We start from the raw sequence: 19,867 nt of genomic DNA, 5'->3' as shown, positions 1-19,867 counted from the left end.
GGGTCAGAATATCCTTTTTGAAAATTCCTCCAAAGCACTCCGTCCCCGATCCAGTCACCCCCCTAACCAGTTTGTATGCGTCAGACACGTAATCCGTCTGTCTTTTTGTTATTGTTGGTATTATTGGTATCCGTTGCATCACCGGCGTTCACCCAGGTAACGGCGGGCATAAGGGCCAATGGACAAATTGTAAACCATGGCGACACCGTGCGCGTATGTGAAGGCAAATATATCACCTACCACAGCTCGGCACAAGGTTCTATCAATATCGACTGGGTGTTCACCAATGGCAACAAAACTACCCAAAACGGATTGGGACCTGTTAGCATAGTATATCCAACCGCAGGTTTCTATACTACCAAACAGGTGATTGCCGCGGGTAACATGGTCGATTCCATGGAGATAGTAGTGGAAGTCTCCAACAATAAGCCAACTGCGGGATTCAGTTTCTCTGCCAACAATGTATGCGGCAATACCAATATTCAGTTTACAGATCAGGCAATGGGTACAGGCTTAACCTATTACTGGAAGTTTGGCGATGGCAGTATCAGCACCGATGCCAGCCCTGCGTATCAATTTCTGAATGCCGTTGGTATGCCCGGTACAACCCTGTACTCCGTAAAACAAATTGTAACCAACCGGTATGGATGTATAGACTCCACCGCGCAGAACATTACCATTAGAAATGTTCCGGATGCGGCGGTAGGCAATGCCGATATCAACATCAATTATGGAACATTCAATGAGGTACCCACCTTTAAACGCTGCGCCAATGTACCGGCTTATATCTTCAGCTTTGTTAACGAATCAACCACTTCCCCTATCAATACCAGTTATGCCATTTCATGGGGCGATGGTACGCCCGATACCACCTTCAACAACTGGCCGGCAGCCACTATTATAAAACATATCTTTCCATTGGGCAGCAGTACCATGACGGTAAGCGTTACCGGTGCCGATGGATGTGTTGGTATAAAAAAATACATCGTATTCCTGGGTTCCACCCCCGCCGGTGGACTGGCGAGCCTTGGTAATACCGATGTTTGTTCGTCTGACTCCCTGCGGTTCGCCATCAATAATATTTCAGCCAACCCACCGGGTACGCAATATTCCTTCCTCATAAATGATGGTTCAGACCCACAGGTATTTATACACCCACCCCCGTCCATAGCGGCACATTACTTTAAGCAGGGTTCCTGTGGCTTCGTAAGCAGCAGTGGTAACACTACCTTTCCGAATGCTTTTGGCGCGTATCTTACCATTCAAAACCCCTGTGGCACTACCAGCCCTTCGGTAGTTCCTATTTATGTATCAGGCAAACCACGCGCTGCCATCTATGTGGCCCCTTCGGAAACCGTGTGTACCAATTCCAGTGTAGACATCATTAGCAACTCTACCTATGGCTCAGTGATCACGCCCACCGGGGGCACCGGTTCCACTTGTATCAATACCGGCAAACAGGTATGGACCATTTCACCCGCTACCGGTTATACCATTATGGCGGGAACCCCGGGCTCGTTAAATGGAAATGCATTGAACGGTTTTCTATGGACAAAAGGTTCCAACTCCCTGAACGTTGTTTTCAATACAACCGGTTTGTATACCGTAAAGCTGTACATCTTTAACGATAAGTGCGGGCTCGACAGCAATACCAGGGTGATCTGCGTTCGCAATCCGCCCAACGCTCAGTTCACCATGAACCGAAACAGCAGCTGCGGCCCCGGTAATGCCATCTTCACCAATACATCGCCAATAAACGGTTGCCAGGGCGATAAATACACGTGGAAGGTAACATACAGCGATCCGTTGGGTTGCGGTTCCAGCCAAACCCCGGCCTGGCAGTTTGCCAATGGGTCAACCCTCAACACAGCCTCACCCGAAATACAATTCAACATACCCGGCAAATATGTTATTCGCCTCACGGTTACCGCCAATGCCGCCGGACTGGCTTGTCCGGAATCTTATAAAGAAGATACTTTTTATGTAAAAGGATTGCCAGCTGCTGTTGTGAACCCTGTCAATGCGATCTGTATCTCTAATGGCCTTAGTCCATCGGCCACCGCCACCACCTGTTATTCCCAAGGTCCACTGGGTTATCAATGGTCGTTTGTCAATGGTACGCCGGCTACCTCCAGTCAACTGATACCCGGCATCATACAATACACCAGCACAGGCACCTATGCGGTTCAACTAAAAGTAATTGACAGCAGTTGTAATACCAGCGTTATGGTGAACACCACGGTTACGGTAACTGACAAACCTGTGGCCAATGCGGGGAACGATACCGTTATTTGCAGCCGATCGCCCATTTCCATTGGTACACCCGCCATAAATGGCGTAAACTATCAATGGTCCCCGGCAACAGGTCTCAACAGTTCCACCAGCGCGAATCCGGTTTTATTGCTCGATTATACCGGCACAGCCAATGATACCACCTATGGTTATAAACTCATCGCTTCTGTTGGTGCTAACTGCGCCACCGAAGATTCCCTTTACGTTACGGTAAAACGCCGGCCTGTTGTTACCATTACCACAGCAGCGGCAACTATTTGTATTAACAACAGCACCCAACTGGAAGGCGGTGGCGCTGACAGCTATACCTGGTGGCCAGCTACCGCATTGAATTATAAAACGCCCGATACAGTAATAGTTTCGCCCACTGTCACTACCACCTATTTTCTGGCAGGTGTTCTTGCCAATGGTTGTGCCGACACCGCGCATGTACAGGTAGTAGTGAACCCCGATGCCAAAGCGCAGTTCACCGCTACCGGTACCACCAAATGTGCCCCGGTAAATTTGGATTCTGTTATTACTACCGTTCCCTTTGCGGCAGGGAATGGACAATACACGTGGCTTGCGAATGGCGTTCAAATCGCCAGCAATACCAATGGCACATTCCCCAGCTACCCCATCACGGGCATGGCGCAGGATGTACTGGTAAAGCTGGTTACTGCCAGCTCCCATGGCTGTAAAGCCGATAGCATGGAGATGACCTTTCATACCGTAGCCGGTGTAACGGCTGCCTTTACAAAAGATAAGGCAAAGGGTTGCGGCCCCCTGCCAATAGCGTTTACCAATACCAGCAGCCAATTGAATGGCATTCAGTTCTTCTGGAACTTCGGCAATGGCATCAGCAGCACCCAGACTACGCCTGCAGCCATTACCTACAATACCAGCCCCGATTTTCGCGATACCACTTATTACATTACCCTGAAAGCTTTTAATGGTTGCGACACCTCGTATTACCACGACAGTGTGTTGGTATATGCCGATGCCAAAGCCCGGTTCACCGTAGATGCCACCAAGGGCTGTTCGCCTTTTGATGTAACCATCACCAACAGATCGGCAGGTAACAACTTTGCTTACTACTGGGATTATGATGATGGCCAAAAAGACACTACCACCCGCAACAATACTTTTGTGCATGTGTACCACACCGGAGCCATCGACACCTTCGATCTTCGATTGATTGCCGAAAACCAATGCCGTCGCGATACACAAACCATCAGCCTGTTGGTATTGCCCAATAACATAGATGCCCAGGTGTTGATAAACGGTACCCAGCTGGAAGGTTGCGCGCCCCATACCGTTGCGTTCAACAACAGCAGTACCGGCGCGTCAACCCTTACCTGGAACTTCGGTGATAATACCCCGATCATCAGTACCCCTAATGCTCAAAACACTGTAGGCCACACCTTCGCAGTCGGAGGCACATATACGATAACAATCCTGCTGCAGAACGAGTGTACCGATACCACCATCTATCGTAAGGTGATTGCCTATAATAAACCCACTGCCGCATTCCTGCTCAGCAACCCTGTTATCTGTACAGGCAATTCCATATTTACCACCAACAAAGCCGTAAACGCTTCTGCCTATGAATGGCTGTGGGGCGATGGTCAAACATCCTCGGCCGTGAATGATGCCCATGCGTATGCTGCCCCCGGCGCTTACACCATTCAACAGATAGCCAAAAAAGTAAACAACTCCGGACTGGTTTGTACAGATACCGCCTCGCGCGTATTGACAGTTACCGATAAAATTCAGCCGCAGATCGGCGTTCAACCCGGCAGGGCATGCATACCCTATACCATGCAAACAACCGCTACCGGTGCCGCCAATGCGCTACTAACAGAATGGACTTTCTACGACAGCGCACAGGCACCGTATACATTTAACGCCACTGGTCCCTCTGCTGCACATATTTATAATAAACCCGGCACCTATTCGGTAAAACTGGTAATACACACCACCAATGAATGTGCCGATAGCACCACCTATACCTTTGTGGTGAATAACACACCTGTGGTACAATTTGCACCCATCGACAACAGCACGTGTAACCACGATACCACCATTTCGTTCAATGCCAATGTGAAGTACACAAGTACAGACCCTGTACACCTGAAGTGGTTTATCAATAACAGTATACAGGGTATGGACCTGCCGTTTGCATATCGCTTCCAGGCATCGGAACTGGCAACAACCCCTACTCCATTTTTCATCAGTGTACTGGCAGAAAATGCAGCCGGTTGTGGCGATACTACCGCCGGTGGCACCCTGACTATTCAACCCCTGCCCCGTCCGCAAATCGCGTTCTCCCCTGCCAAAGTTTTAGTGCAACCCGATTACACCTTTACGTTCTGGGACACCATGCCCACCAATGCGAATAAAATCTATCAGTGGAACCTGGGTGATCGCACGCATCAAACCCGGTCGGGGCAAAAGATCACTTATGAATATGGTGATACCGGTATGTATAACGTGCAGCTTTATGTGCAGGACTATGGTACGGGGTGCCGGGGTTACGATACCGTGCAGGTTCGCATTCTGTATATGCCGGGTTATTTGTATGTGCCCAATGCTATTTGCCCGGGTTGTGCCAACAACGCATTGCGGCAATTTCTGCCTATGGGTAAAGGGTTATCACAATACCGGCTGCGCATTTTTAACTCGTGGGGACAAAAAATATTTGAAACCTCCCGGCTCGATGGTAATGGCGCCCCCAGTGAACCCTGGGACGGCCGGTACAATGGTCAGTACGTACAGCAGGATAGTTATGGCTGGCAAATAGAAGCCCGGTATGTGAATGGAACGGAGTGGAAGGGGATGGTTTTTCCTAATAGTGATAAGGCGGTTAAAGCAGGGTTTATTACCATAGTCAAATAGTTGACACGTTAACAGGTTGACACGTTAACAGGTTAACACGTTGATGGGTTAACACGTTGACAGGTTAACAGGTTGACAGGTTAACAGGTTAACACGTTGACAAGTTAACAAGTTGATAGGCGTGATTAAGGAATGAAGTAGGAAGTAAGAAGTAAGAGGTAGGGGGTAAGAAGTTGACAGGTTGACAAGTTAACGGTTGATAAGGTTGGCGAGTTGATGGTGTTAATAAAGGGGAGACCTGGCTGCCGCGCAAGCATGTATTTCTTTCTGCCCTCTGCCTTCTGCCCTCTGCTCTTCCCCTACTGCCTACTGCCTTTCTTAAACCAAATAACCTAATAACCAAATAACTGAATAACAGGAACTTTAAAATGAGTAAGCATCTATTAGTAGCAATCATAACCTTAATAGTGACAGGCGACTTACAAGCGCAGGATCCCGTATTCTCACAGCCGTTCTTATCGCCGGTTTATTTGAACCCGGCGGCAACGGGTGCAGGTGATTATGATCTTCGCTTCAGTGCTATTTATCGCCGGCAATGGTGGAGCATTCCCTCCCAGATCTCTTATAGTGCCGTATCGGTTGATAAATACCTGCCTTCCATGCACGGTGGTTTTGGCCTGCTGGGTACCCACTCTACAGAAGGTTATTTAAAAAAGACCGGCATATATGGTTCTTATGCCTATACCATTTGTTCAGGTACTTTATCTCCTGCCGAAAATGGGGATGAACCGCACTGGTTTGTCAGCGGTGGTTTACAATTTGGTTTTGTACAACGACGTATCGATTACAGCAAACTGGTATTTGCCGATCAGTTGAGTGCAGATGGAATAATTCCCGGTAGTGTAACTGCTGCCGATAAAGCAGTGAACAGTGGTAAATGGTATCCCGATTTTGCCGCCGGGTTGTTCTTCAATTATAACTGGAACGACAACAACCGCCTATTACTGGGCGGCAGCGCGCACCATATAAACCGGCCCGATGAATCGCTCACCAATACAGCCGATTCATTTCGCAGTCAGCTCCCCGTTCGCTGGACGGGCAACGCCATGTATACCTATACCAATCCCGATCAAACCTGGTCGTACAGCATTGCAGGCATTTTGTACAACCAGGCAAAACAAAATTCCTTTCAGGTGGGAACCGAGATCACCCAGAACGAATACGACATCAGTGTAGGGGTGTGGTACCGCGGCAGTATCAATTTTCAGAATTATGATGCGTTTACCGTTACCCTGTCTATTAACCTGGCAGGTCATAGCGGCGATGGCTATAAAGTACGCGCCGGTGCAGCACACGATGCCCCCATTGGTCAGAACCGGTATTCCTACACCACAGGCAGTTCTGAACTGGGTTTTGTGTGGGACCAAAGCACTTATAACCAGGACGCCAATAATGCATGCAAGCCGCGCATCAACAGCAAAAGTGCCTGTCCGATTGAGTAGATTGTTTGGTCCTGCTCCGGGTTTGCGCCGGTCTTGCCGCGCAAATTGCCTGGGTGTCGTTCGGACTTTGTTCGGACAAAGTGGAGATCAAACCCGGCTCAATACCGGCGTAATCCCCTAAGAAAGAACACAATAAATAGTTATTTTAACAGTGGCTTACAAAGGATCATGATCCTTTGCCTTGAACTTGTAGTCATTGAACAGTGGAAGCGGTTCTGTTACAAACAGCCTGGCGGGTGCTTTGAGCGTGGTGGTTTCTTTTTCGGGAGCAATGGTACGGGTCTCGTTTATTACCTCTTCATTTTTATAAACCATTCTCAGTGGTGTAGATTCAATGGTGGCCGGAAGGGAACTGAGTTGTTTATTATTCCTTTTCATGAGATGTGCATTTAGTAAGTTATCAGGTCGTTACATAGTATAAAAAACAGACCACATTTTTCTCAACAAGGCAACACGTTTTTGCACTTACTCTGTTGCTATTTTTCCTCAAGTGCGGCAACAATCATCAACACACAACCGATTCAGTCAGGCAATAGTTCTACAGCTCCTTTTTCATAAATGGAAATGGTATTACCAACGCTAACTTTTCCGATACCGTTATACAACAGGTTCTGGCCAAAAAGTATTTTGTTATTCTTCATCCGATAAGTGCTGAGCGTTTTAAGCGGTTCTTTCGCTTTTGTTCCAGCCTGCTGATCGATGGTTGTCATTACACAACGGGCGCAGGGCTTTACGCAATAGAAAGTGATACCATTGATCTCAAACTGTTTCATAGTATCTTCCTGGAAGGCGGTACCACCCGTAAATACAATATTGGGGCGAAACCGGTTCATGGGCAAAGGATCGGTTAAGCGGTTGTTAAGATCATCCAGCGAAGCCTGCCCTATCAGCAGTAATGGATACCCATCTGAAAAACTGGTAATTTCTTTATTGTGGGCGTACCGGCCATCAACAAAACGGTTGGTGCTGTCGGGCATATACATCAGCTTACACGAAATACTCAGGTGTTTGCTGAACCAGGCATCGGCCTCATCGCTCACGCGCCGGGCGCGGCAGTGATTGCCCCATACGTCAACCATGGTGGTGCCGGCAACGGTGGGTTCAAAAGGAACCAGCAACTCCTCCCCCGCAGTCCGGCTGTCCCGGATCAACAGGCCCTGCTCCGTAAGCGCTGGTTTCAGTAATGCCATGGCATTTACCTCGCGCTGGGTAATGAACTGATTATTATCGTCGACCAGCATCCATCTTCTGTCATGTTCAAAACCACGATCGGTGAGTGTGGCGCTGTTCAGCGCAATGCCGCCTAATGACTTTATGGGGTAAATGAATAATTCACTAACTGTAAGCATACGCGAAGGTAAAACCTTAGCATCAAAATTACCCGCGGCCCAACCTGCCATTTCTTTTGGTTGGCGCCCGGTCTGTACCGGGGCTTGTTCGGGATTTCTTTTGCTTTTCCCGAAGAAAACCCGGTATTCTCCCAGTGAAGACCAAAAGAAATCCCGAAGAAAAACGAGGGAGAGACTTCTCAAATAATTGGCTTCCAGCCAATTACAATCTTTATAGGCGAATCCCTGTATCGTAAACAAATGCTAATCAACCTACAAGCTGGTTTTCTCAATCCCATGTGCAAAAAAAATCCCGACGGTGACCGTCGGGATCCTGACACTTGTCAGCAGATATTTTGATGGATCGATACCCCAGTTAGGCGATACTAACCGAAAGTGTCCATGAATGATCTGTAGATTTCATGAATACCTCCTTTTCTTTGGTGAAACATAAATATACGCAAAAAACGTCATTCTCTTTTTGGGCAAAACCGAAAAATTTCTGGTATTAACTTTGCATTATCAGAAAACCTGATATAAATAATTATAGTGCGTTCCGGTTAACGTTGTTAAAAGTCTGAATCTCTATAGCAGCATTCTACGCAAACACTTTTCTATGATTATTTCGCCTTCGGCAAAGAACATTTGCAATACCTGCGGTGTTCGATACGGTACTTCTATTATTCCCACTATTTGCGAGATCTGTGCAGACGACCGGCAATACCCGGGTTTTACCGGGCAGATCTGGACGAGCTACAATGAACTGGCTACCCGGAGCACCATTCGGTTTTCCCGCTTACTATCAACCCTATACGATCTTCGAATTTCACCGGCATTTGCCATTGCGCAAAAAGCGCACCTGGTGCTTTCTTCCTCGGGCAATGTCTTATGGGATTGCCTGCCATTCATCGATGATCAAACCATTGCTTTTATCAGGTCATTAGGCGGTATCAGCGCTATTGCCATTTCGCACCCGCATTACTATAGTTTGATGCAGGATTGGGCTACCGCGTTCGACTGTCCTATTTATTTGCATGCCAGCGATAAAGAATGGATCAAAGACCCGGGTGGTTATATTGAGCTATGGAATGGCGCTTCAAAAAGGCTGTGGGACAATATCAGCATCGTTCATGTAGGCGGCCATTTTCCCGGAAGTACCGTATTGCACCTACCCGATCACGGAAGAGCAGGTTGTTTACTTACCGGTGACAGTATTTACATAGCGCCCAGCCGCCGGCACATGTCCTTTATGTATAGTTATCCCAACCATATTCCCCTTCCCAAAAAAGACATTGAATTCATCAATGAACGGGTACACCCCCTCGCTTTCGACGCGATGTATGGTGCCTTTGAATGGATGAATATCGCCGATGGTGCCCGCTCTATCTTTGAAAAATCCATCAGTCGCCATCTTTCCATTTATTAAGCTTCCAATATTTTACCATTGGATGACAAAAGCCCGCTACCGTTTTTTCACTGGAAAAACCAGATTAGTCACTTTTGGTACTCAGAGAAAACACTTAAGTCAATTTTTAATATATTTTTGTAAACTTGCAGCCCGCCGTTAGTTGTTTTAGGGATGAAGCATATAACGTGCATTTCTGGTTCCACGACTGCCTTGATTTTAGCAACCTCCGTTAATTGAAACTGGATAGTTATTCCTGTACCATTAGCAATTTATTGATAGTCATTAACCTTATCACCTATTTCCCTCGGTAAGCACCGGAGGGTTGCCAAACATATGTTGCCAATATGGGCCCTACACAGATGATCATAAATTGAAACCAGATGAAGAAGAAATTTACGGAAAAGGAAAATTGGCTCGCAGCATTTAATCAAGGAAGCAGTAGTGCATTTCGAATCATCTTCGAAAACTACAACAAGATCCTCTTTACCTGTGCCATGCAATTGGTAAAGGACAAAGAGCAGGCTGAAGATATTGTTTCTGAAGCCTTTACAAAACTTTGGCAACGCCATACTGTGTTTCAGACAGAAGAACATATAAAGGCATTCCTGTTTGTTGCCACCCGCAATGCCTGTTTGAATTACCTGAGGCATATTCAAAGAAAAACGGCCTCTCAAAGTGAATTATCCTATTTACAAAAAGACAAAGACGATCAGGATATTATCACCGACATGATAGAGGGCGAACTGTTGCGAAAGATCTATCCCCTGATAGAAACCCTGCCCAACAAATGCAAAACCATTTTCAAGCTCATTTATTTTGAAGATGCCAGTACCGATGAGGTGGCTGAAAAACTACACATCACCGCGCGAAATGTATTGAACCAGAAACGACGGGCCATACAATTGCTGAAAAAAAGATTACTGGTGGCAGTATTTGTAAGCTTTTGCCTGAACGGGTCAATTACCTGCAAACTGAAAAATGAACCCATCCCCGAAAACATAGTGTCTTTTTTATATATGCACTGAGTCACAATTGCCCAGATTTATTTTTATAGTTTTTTTTTGTCAAAAACGTCACTTCGTTGTTTTTATATAAGAAGGTAAAAAAGGCTCCGAGGGTTAGGCGCTTCCCATATGATTTGAGGCCACTTTGAAGTTTTAAATACCATAATTATGCAGGAAAAGGTAAATAGAATCACAAGTCTGATAGAGAAGTTCCTGGAAGAGAGACTGAGTGCAGAAGAGGATCTGGAACTTAAAGCATGGTTGGCGGAAGCTGAACATAATGATGCGTTTTTCAAACAACTCACCGATAAAAATGAGTTACGTGAAAAATTAAGGCTGTATGCAAGTGCTGATAGTGAAGCTATATGGAAGAAAACGCTGCAGAAGATCGATGGCGGTGCCAAACTGATAGATCTGTATCCGGAAAAGAAAACGTCAAAGACGCTTATTTTCAAAATAGCCGCAGCAGCGGTTGTCATCCTGTTTCTTTCAGTAGGCGGCTGGTACTTTAATCGCCAGTTCGCAACCAACCAAACAGCCAGTAACAATAAAAATAATGGTGGCGAAAAAAACAGGATCATTCCTGGCGGTAATAAGGCCACGCTGACCCTGGCTGATGGATCATCGATCATTCTGAACAATGTGCAGAATGGAAATGTGGCCGAACAGGGTCACATGCAGGTAACCAAGACTGATGGACGGTTAATATATAACAAGAAGCCGGATTCTGACGGATCTGTTAAATCAAATGATTTATTTAATACAGTTACTACCCCAAGAGGGGGCGAATACCAGATCACTTTACCTGACGGAAGTAAAGTTTGGTTAAATGCGGCTTCATCATTGCGTTTTCCTATAGCCTTCGCCGGGAACGAGCGAGTTGTCGAGCTCACCGGCGAAGCTTATTTTGAAGTTAACCCCCAAATCCAACCGGGCGCCCAACAGCAAAAAGGTCAAATTGCCAAAACACCATTTATCGTTAAAATAAACACCCCGGCCGGAAATAGAAACGAAGTAGAAGTACTGGGCACCCATTTTAACGTAATGGCCTACATCGAAGAAGGTGCCATCAAAACAACCCTGGTAGAAGGGAAAGTAAAAGTAACCTCCGGTAACAGCTTTCAAACAATACGCCCCGGCGAACAGGCAAAACTTGGTGCAGGCAATATATCCGTTCAACATGTTGATGCGGAAGATATAATTGGCTGGACAAACGGGTTTATCCCGGTTGGCGGCCACGATCTCGAATACACTATGCGGCAAATAGAACGCTGGTACGATGTCAATGTCGTGTTTCAGGGAAAAAAGCCCGAAACAGACTTTGAAGGCAGACTGCGCCGGGATGCTTCTATCCAGGACATAATCAAATTGCTCAATATCAATAATATAAAAGCCAGGTTGAACGAAAAAGACAGAACGATCATTGTAACGTCAGTGTAGTTACATTCAACTTATATATTAACGAAAGGCACCTATTTTATAGGGGTAAAAATAATTGCTCTCCCGTTAATCATTAAACCACATCTAACGCTGTTCTTCCATTGGAGAACGATATGAACCCGAACAGCGTTTAGCTAAAAGCTGCCCTGCGACCATGAGCTTGCTCGCTCATGGCTCGCAGTTGGGTAGCTTAATTTTTTTATATATTCATCCTGGCATCAATACGAAAGTGTAATTTTAACACACGGATATGGTATGTAGTTATCCATAAGGGGAAAACCTGTATTTTAGTCAACTTTTTTCCGATTGTGCAGGCATTTGGTTGACTATTTTTATTTTTACACACGAAATAAAGGTTTCAGTTCAAGGGGTATTTCAGGCGGTATTTCTCAATTTGGAGGAGGTCTCTGATTATGAAACACATAACTGCTTTTCTAATCATTGCTTGTGTACTTACAAGTGTGCCCGCACTTGCCCAAATCACTTTCTCCAAAAAGCATGTAACCATTACCGACCTGCGCAAAGTGCTGGAAAAAGAGGCAGGCTATACCATCTTCAACACCAATTCCATCTCTTCCCAAATAAAGCCGGTAAATATTAACGTTGTTAACGCCAGTATTGAACAACTGCTTGACGAATTTTTCAGGTACCAGACCTGTACCTACACCATCATAGACAAGATCGTTACGGTAATTCCCCGGGGCCGGCAAAGTGTTATGGGTAAAAAGCTAGCCAATATTAAAGGCAAAATATTGAATGAACAGGGCGATCCCATACCCGGTGCCACCATTACCATAAAAGACAGCCACCAGCAAACCAGCACCAACGAAGCCGGCGAATTCAAATTAAACGGAGTAGATGAAATTGAATTGAACATTATTGTTACCAGTATCAACTACGAACCGGAAGAGGTTAACTGGCAGGGAGAACCTGAATTGAATGTAAGGTTAAAACAACACATTAGTGAATTGAACAAAGTGCAGGTAGTTTCAACCGGCTACCAGAAAATCACAAAAGATAAAACCCCGGGCTCTTTTGTAAAAATAGACAATGAACTGCTCAACCGCCGCGTATCAACCGGCGTTATAGACCGGCTGGAAGGCATTACCAGTGGGCTGACATTCAATAAAAATATTAACCCCAATACCAACCAGTCAAACATTTCCATCCGGGGCAGAAGCACCATTTACGCAAATGCCAATCCCTTAATTGTAGTCGACAACTTCCCTTATTCCGGCGATATCAATAACATAAACCCCAATGATGTTGAAAGCATCACGGTTTTAAAAGACGCAGATGCAGCTTCTATCTGGGGCGCCTATGCCGGCAATGGAGTTATCGTTATTACCACCAAAAAGGGCCGGTATAACCAGCCGCTTAAACTTTCCGCCAACAGCAATGTGACAGTAGGTCAAAAACCTGACCTGTATTTTAAACCTGTATTAAATTCCTCCGACTTTATAGATGTAGAGAAATATCTATTCGGTAATGGATTTTATAATATTAATGAATCAAACCAGCTTCGCCCGGCCTTATCACCCGTAGTTGAAATTCTCATTAAAGAAAGAGACAAGTTGATTTCGCACGACGAGGCCGAACAACAATTAAATGTGTTGCGGGGTCAGGATACACGTAAAGACCTTGAAAAATATTTCTACCGCTCCAGCGTCAACCAGCAATACTCGGTAAATGCCAATGGTGGCAGCGCCAACAATAATTATTATTTGTCACTGGGTTATGATAAAAACCTTGACAACCTGGTCAGGAACGGTTATGATCGCTTAACCCTTACCGCCAATAATTCATTCTCCTGGTTAAAAAAGAAACTGGAACTGAATACGGCTATTGTTTATACCGAAGCCCGGGCACAAAATAATAATATCGGAGCCTTGAACGCTCCCTACCCTTACCTTGACCTGGTAGATGATTATGGGAATGCCTTAACCGCACCTGCAGATATCAGACAGGCATTTAAAGATACAGCAGGCAAAGGGAAACTGTTAGACTGGAACTATCGGCCTTACGACGAACTGAGGAATAGTAATAATACCTCAAAAACAACCGACTATCGTATTAATGGTGATGTTAAATACACCCTATTTAAAGGATTGAATGCAACGGCTCTTTATCAATACAATAAAGGATTTATTGAACAGAATAATTATTACAGCCAACAAACTTACTTTACCCGTAATTTAATAAACCAGTTTACAGAGGACACGGGACTGATCGTCCATCATATTCCCCTGGGCAGCATTTTAGACCAGAATACAGTTCAATATGAAACGCACAACATTCGTACACAGTTAAACTATAATACTGGCTGGTATAATCGCAATCACAGCCAATACCACCAGCTTACCGCATTGGCGGGCGCAGAGGTAAGGGGTACAAAAACATATTATGATGCCCTACGTACCTATGGGTACAATCAAAGTTTGTCCAACCTCTACCCCGTAGATTACGAGAATACCTATCCCCTGTATCAGGCGCCGGCTGCCTCTAAAAAGATCGAATACAGAAACAACAGCCGTACCCAGACAGACAATTTTGTTTCTTATTACCTGAACGCAAAATACATTTTTCAAAGAAGGTACATTTTATCGGCCAGCATTCGCAAAGATGAATCGAATCTCTTTGGCGTGAAAACCAACCAGAAGGGCGTACCCCTTTGGTCGCTAGGCGCCAGCTGGGAATTGAACCAGGAAAAGTTTTATACAATTGGCTGGTTACCCCTTTTGAGATTGCGTGTCACCAATGGGTACAAAGGCAATGTTGACAGAACGGTGTCTGCATTCACTACTGCCAGTATTGATGCGCCCAATCTGTATAATGTATTGTCTGCGTCTATCGATAACCCACCCAACCCATCCTTACGGTGGGAAAAGAATCATATGGTCAATTTCGGGGTTGATTTTGCGACAAAGAACAGTATTGTAGAAGGCAGCCTGGAATATTATACCCGTAAAGGAATTGATCTTATTGGTAACAGTCCGCTTGACCCTACCACCGGTGTTACCCAGTTCAGGGGGAATACAGCTGATATGAAGGGCAAAGGCGTAGACATCATGCTTCGCACTAAAAACATCAATAAACAGTTTAAATGGTTCAGCACGCTGTTGTTTAGTTATAATGCAGATAAGGTTACCGATTATAAAGTACAGCAAAGCGCGGTTTGGTATTATTGTGATCCCAGGTATATGAGTCCCATTAAAGGCAAACCGCTTTATTCTATCTACAGTTTAAAATGGATGGGCCTCGATCCGAATACCGGTGACCCACTTGGTTACCTCAATAAAGAGATCAGCAACAATTACAGCGCCATAAATAATTCATCGGATCTCTCTAACCTGATATACAGAGGCCCGGCCAACCCGGTTTATTTTGGTAGCCTTCGTAATAATTTCGGTTATAAACAAATGGAGCTGTCGTTTACCATTACCTGGAAAATGGGATATTATTTCAGAAGACCTTCCATAAATTATTATAATCTGTTCTATGGGCCTGTGCCAGGCCACCCGGATTATGAAAAGCGGTGGCAGAAACCAGGTGATGAAAATATTACCTCTGTACCATCCATGACATTTACTGAGAGTTTAAACAGAAGTAGTTTTTATTCTTATTCGGATATATTGATCGAGAAGGGCGACCACATCAGGTTGCAGGATGTTCAGTTAAGTTATCAGCTTAACAAAAGCGAGATGCGGTGGTTGCCCGTGAACCAGTTCAGGGTATACGTGTACACCAATAACCTTGGAATTCTTTGGAAGGCCAATCATGCCGGTGTTGATCCGGATTATATTTCAGGTGTTATTCCGCCCAGAACTATTGCCGCAGGTTTAAAAATCGATTTTTAGTCAGCTTATTCCTTTTCCAATGAAAGTTAATAACACATATCTCGGCTTATTTATACTTTGTTTGGGCATGCCCGGCTGCAGCAAAAAGGAATTTCTGGATGAAAAACCCAACTCCAATGTAGTTGTTCCAACTTCCCTTGAAGATTTTCAGCAGCTGCTCGATGACGAGGCCACATTAAGTTTTACACCTGCTTTAGGCGAGTTATCTGCTGATAATTTTTACATACTGCCCGGTTACTGGCAAATACTCAGTAAAAAAGAAAAGAATGCCTATGTATGGGCAGAAGATATTTACGAGGGAGAAGGTAAGGTTACAGACTGGAATACGCCCTATGAACAGGTATTAACTGCCAATGTAGTACTGGATGGATTGAATAAGGTTTCCCAAACACCGGGCAACCTGCAACAATGGAATAACCTGAAAGGTGCTGCCCTTTTTATCAGGGCTTATGCTTTTTATAACCTGGCGCAGGTTTTTGCCATGCCATATAACGCTGAAACAGCTTCAGCAGACCTGGGCATACCTTTAAAGCTTACGCCCAATGTTGATGAAGAGTTAACACGAGCATCCATTCAGCAAACCTACACGCAAATATTGAATGACCTGCAGCTGGCTAAAGAGCTGTTACCGGAAACAGTAACCATTTACCTTAACCGGCCCAACAAACCAGCCGCCAATGCCTTACTGGCCCGCGTATATTTAAGCATGCGTGATTACGAAAATGCAGGCCTCTATGCCGATAATTGTTTAAAGCAATTTAATGCGCTAATTGATTATAACTTAAAGGACCTGATTACATCGAGGCCCTTCGATCGTACGAATGTGGAAACTATGTATCAAAGCAAGATTAGTGAAACCAATGTAGTAAAAGGCATTAGCTATTGTTACCTGGATACCTTGTTGTATAGTCAGTATGCAGTAAATGATCTGCGGCGTTCGCTGTTTTTTACCGTAGCAGCCGGAGGTAAGGTCAATTTTAAAAATACTTATAACGCATCCAACTATGCTTTTACCGGTTTAGCAACCGATGAAATGTACCTGATCAGGGCCGAATGCCGCGCCAGGGCAGGCGACGTTACCAACGCCATTAATGACCTGAATAAGCTGCTGATACAAAGATATAAAACCGGCACTTTTATTCCTTATACCTCATTGACTGCAAAAGAAGCCTTAGATACGATACTTATTGAAAGAAGAAAAGAAATGCCTTTGCGAGGCGTACGCTGGACAGACATGAGGAGACTGAACATTGAAAAGCGTAACATTATTCCAACCAGGATGATAAACAACCAGCCGTATACCTTACCGGCCAATAGCAACAAGTATGCGCTGCCCATTCCCCCCGATGCCCTAATGATGGGGCATTATTTACAAAACAAGAGAGACTGATTTCATTTTATCAAAAGGCCAGTCATAAAAAATGACTGGCCTGTTAGAATGACTTGTACTTTATAATTGATGTGACTACAGCATGCATACTACATTAACCTCATCAATTAAACAGAGCTTTAACTACCAATTACAGCTGAAACCAACCGCCTTCGTGGCAAGGCGCATAATTGTTGGGTTGACCGATGGGATCGGGTTGATAGAAAGTGCAAACGCCGGCGCCAATAAAGCAATCATAATCTTCTCCAATAATACCTACCCGCACATACATGCTTCCGTTCCAAACGTATTGAGGTGAATTTGCGCATTGTTCGCAATTGGTAGCAAATGCACCACCAACGCCAGCCAGAATTGCAATCGCAACGAATGCCACTTTAATTTTGTTCATTGTTGTCCTTTTTCTAATGGTTAATCGCCTACTCTATTATGCAGGTTTTCGGCTACGCCTGACCTGTTACCGCCACGCAGCTTACTCCGGAATAAGTGCAATAGCAAAACAGGAAAGAGTTTATGTATTTGATAAGTGTTTTTTATGCGCCCGCTGTACGTACTGCCTCTACTGGTTCCCTCTTTTTAAGCCAGATGCCCAATAGGGAGATAACAACAAAAAACAGGTTAAAGAAAAGGTGTTGAGGCCAGGTGAGTTTTCTGATCACGCCACCACAGGAACAGGGAACATAATCGAACGCATGTAGCAGTATAGCCACTGTGTAGATCGTAAACGCTGTCATGAGCACAAAGGAAGCATACAACGCAGACACTCTGGTTTTCTCGAACATCAGGCCAATGGAAATCAATACTTCAATAATAGGAATACCCCAAACCAGGTAAGGGGTCATCCAGTTAGGGAACGGTTGATTGTTCATTTCGCCAATAAAAGTTTTAAACGCAAGCCATTTGCTTACACTTGCATATAAAAAAAGCAATATCAACAAGGAAGATATTATTTCAATAATAATCTTTCTTTTCATATATGAATGGGTATTAAGGGCGCAAGAGTTATTGACGAATGGAAGCATCCCAAATTTCACTGGTTCCTGTTAAACGTTAGATGTAGGTTAGAATAAGGTGTTCAGGGGATAAGGTAGAAAGGTAGAATTGAGAGCGATTGATAGAACTAAAGTTATATACTAATAGACTATGTTCAAAAATTTATATCAGTTATTTTTAGATTATTTAAGTTACATCTTCCAGTTTGCCTTATAATGCAAATAAACATCCTTTTAACAATTAATCAACCAACACATGATTGCATAAAACAAAAACTGGTTAGGCGTCGAATACCCATTATATATTTTTACGGTTCGTTTAAATACCGCTTCCCGGGCAAACTACATAAAAAAAACGGGTCAATTACAGATCCCGTGTTTTTTAATAAATAATTCATCATAAGTTATTAATATAAAAATCTCCATTCATAAAGGCAGGGTATACATCAATGATAGGTTCATTCATTGACATAACAAGACACAAAATCTTCCAATATGGTAGACTAACTACACAGTAATGGTTTACCTGTATACTTCAATACAAGCTTTCGGCTATACCTGTTATATAACCTGTTGCCTCCTTTATAACTGTGCCCGTTTATTGATCGGCCGGCACGTATTTCCCAATCCGATGCGGTGAATATTCCTTAGGCCGGGCAACCGGATCGGGCTGGTAATACGTACATACACCAGGAGTATCGTGGCAGTTATAGTCGGTACCAAAATCACCAACGGGTGCAAAAGCATTGTTCACGGGAATATACTGAGGCTGGTCATTGTCTTGCATATAAAAGCTGGTGGCAATAGCGCCGGCAATGGCAATGGTAATGGCGGTAATGTTTAAAACAAGTTTGATCCTTTTCATTTCAGGTGTTTAATGGTTAACAGTAGCTTCCGGAATAGGGAAGTCATTTGGGTGCATACAAATCCAATAAATAACGGTTATTCGAATACCTCACGTATTCAAACATGCGTATTATATAATCTGCATACATTAAAATAATACTTGCAAAACTTGTTCGGTTGGAAGAGTCACGTTAGTCGGAAAACGGCAGACTATCCATCTGGGTTATGAATACAATCACGCCGAATACCTGCTTTGAGGTTTGGAAGTTTACCGGGGAATCTGAATAAAAATAAAGAAGAAAAAGATTTTATTCAAATAAAATCATCAAACAATGATCTTTTCATATCATTGTAAACGTTATATATCTATATTGTACAGGAGATCAGGAACTTTCATTGTTGTCATCCTTCTTTTGCAACTGCCTTATTATTGCATTCATTATAGGATAACGTAAAAACCGGCCTCTTGCTATCCACACTATAATACCCAACAGCAAATAAATACCGGCTACTATCAAAAAACCGGCATACGGTTTTCCTATCCAGTTACTCAACGCCCAGGCGCCGGCAATACTTCCAAAAATCAAAAAAAGTAAAAAAAACAGGGCAACAATGGTAATGGCGATCAACTGACTTATGATCAACGAGGTTTTTTCAGCAATCTGTAGTTTGGTTAATTCAACCCTGGTATTGATATATTCCTTTACATGGTCGGTTAATCCCTCCCACTTGTCAAATGAATTACTCATAATGCCCGTATTAATGGTCTATCCGGCTATCCACATTAAAAAATTATTAGAATGGCGGCTATCCTGCACAAAGTTAACCGCACGCGACTTACCTTGAAATGATTGATATCAGTCTTCTTACCTCAATACGCCCCATTTTTTATAAAATATGTAGAGCAGGTGAAACAAACTGAACTGTTTATAAAACAATATGTTATAAAATACCAATGAATATACGACCATTGGCATAAATTTTTAAAATCATA

The 19,867-nt window shown here is 44.1% G+C and carries 13 protein-coding genes; 7 read left to right on the top strand and 6 right to left on the bottom strand.

What is annotated here, in order from left to right; all coding sequences use genetic code 11:
• The first annotated feature begins 75 nt into the window (after positions 1-75).
• Both BMX95_RS24865 and BMX95_RS24860 read left to right on the top strand, forming a co-directional pair.
• Entirely contained in the window at positions 76-5,169 is a 5,094-nt protein-coding gene (locus tag BMX95_RS24865) for a PKD domain-containing protein (RefSeq protein ID WP_081197118.1), read from the top strand.
• Positions 5,170-5,537: 368 nt separating this feature from the next.
• Positions 5,538-6,611, top strand: a complete 1,074-nt coding sequence (locus tag BMX95_RS24860) for a PorP/SprF family type IX secretion system membrane protein (protein WP_081197119.1) — start codon at positions 5,538-5,540, stop codon at positions 6,609-6,611.
• A gap of 156 nt (positions 6,612-6,767) precedes the next feature.
• Here BMX95_RS24860 and BMX95_RS24855 read toward each other — a convergent pair whose 3' ends face one another.
• Positions 6,768-6,989 (bottom strand): hypothetical protein, encoded by a 222-nt coding sequence (locus BMX95_RS24855; protein WP_081197120.1) that lies wholly within the window; start codon positions 6,987-6,989, stop codon positions 6,768-6,770.
• Between the two features lie 143 nt (positions 6,990-7,132).
• Positions 7,133-7,960, bottom strand: a complete 828-nt coding sequence (locus BMX95_RS24850) for an MOSC domain-containing protein (protein ID WP_081197303.1) — start codon at positions 7,958-7,960, stop codon at positions 7,133-7,135.
• A 595-nt stretch (positions 7,961-8,555) separates the two neighbouring features.
• On the opposite strand from BMX95_RS24850, the gene BMX95_RS24845 reads away from it, so the two are divergent.
• From BMX95_RS24845 to BMX95_RS24825, 5 genes are all read left to right on the top strand, one after another.
• On the top strand, positions 8,556-9,365 hold the full coding sequence (locus tag BMX95_RS24845) for an MBL fold metallo-hydrolase (protein WP_081197121.1): 810 nt from the start codon (positions 8,556-8,558) through the stop codon (positions 9,363-9,365).
• A 362-nt stretch (positions 9,366-9,727) separates the two neighbouring features.
• Positions 9,728-10,372, top strand: coding sequence for an RNA polymerase sigma-70 factor (locus BMX95_RS24840; protein ID WP_081197122.1), 645 nt, complete (start codon positions 9,728-9,730; stop codon positions 10,370-10,372).
• 147 nt (positions 10,373-10,519) lie between these two features.
• Positions 10,520-11,791 carry a FecR family protein gene (locus tag BMX95_RS24835; RefSeq protein WP_081197123.1) on the top strand — a complete coding sequence of 424 codons (1,272 nt, stop codon included), beginning with the start codon at positions 10,520-10,522 and terminating at the stop codon, positions 11,789-11,791.
• Between the two features lie 413 nt (positions 11,792-12,204).
• A complete protein-coding gene (locus BMX95_RS24830) occupies positions 12,205-15,648 on the top strand; it encodes a SusC/RagA family TonB-linked outer membrane protein (protein WP_081197124.1) in 3,444 nt (1,147 codons plus the stop codon).
• Between the two features lie 19 nt (positions 15,649-15,667).
• Positions 15,668-17,038: a RagB/SusD family nutrient uptake outer membrane protein gene (locus BMX95_RS24825; RefSeq protein WP_081197125.1), complete on the top strand. Its 1,371-nt coding sequence runs from the start codon at positions 15,668-15,670 to the stop codon at positions 17,036-17,038.
• Between the two features lie 130 nt (positions 17,039-17,168).
• Here the strand turns inward: BMX95_RS24825 and BMX95_RS24820 are convergent, their stop codons facing one another.
• From BMX95_RS24820 to BMX95_RS24805, 4 genes are all read right to left on the bottom strand, one after another.
• Entirely contained in the window at positions 17,169-17,426 is a 258-nt protein-coding gene (locus BMX95_RS24820) for a hypothetical protein (RefSeq protein ID WP_081197126.1), read from the bottom strand.
• A 142-nt stretch (positions 17,427-17,568) separates the two neighbouring features.
• Positions 17,569-18,009, bottom strand: coding sequence for a MauE/DoxX family redox-associated membrane protein (locus tag BMX95_RS24815; protein ID WP_165758786.1), 441 nt, complete (start codon positions 18,007-18,009; stop codon positions 17,569-17,571).
• 616 nt (positions 18,010-18,625) lie between these two features.
• Positions 18,626-18,892 carry a DUF6520 family protein gene (locus BMX95_RS24810; RefSeq protein ID WP_081197128.1) on the bottom strand — a complete coding sequence of 89 codons (267 nt, stop codon included), beginning with the start codon at positions 18,890-18,892 and terminating at the stop codon, positions 18,626-18,628.
• Between the two features lie 364 nt (positions 18,893-19,256).
• Complete coding sequence (locus tag BMX95_RS24805; RefSeq protein ID WP_081197129.1) at positions 19,257-19,622, bottom strand: phage holin family protein; 366 nt, start codon at positions 19,620-19,622, stop codon at positions 19,257-19,259.
• Positions 19,623-19,867: the final 245 nt, after the last annotated feature.

It is taken from the genome of Niastella yeongjuensis (genome assembly GCF_900110245.1).
GTDB classification, from domain to species: domain Bacteria; phylum Bacteroidota; class Bacteroidia; order Chitinophagales; family Chitinophagaceae; genus Niastella; species Niastella yeongjuensis.
Note: the sequence above shows the minus strand (reverse complement) of the source record. Positions and strands in the feature narration are given on the sequence as shown.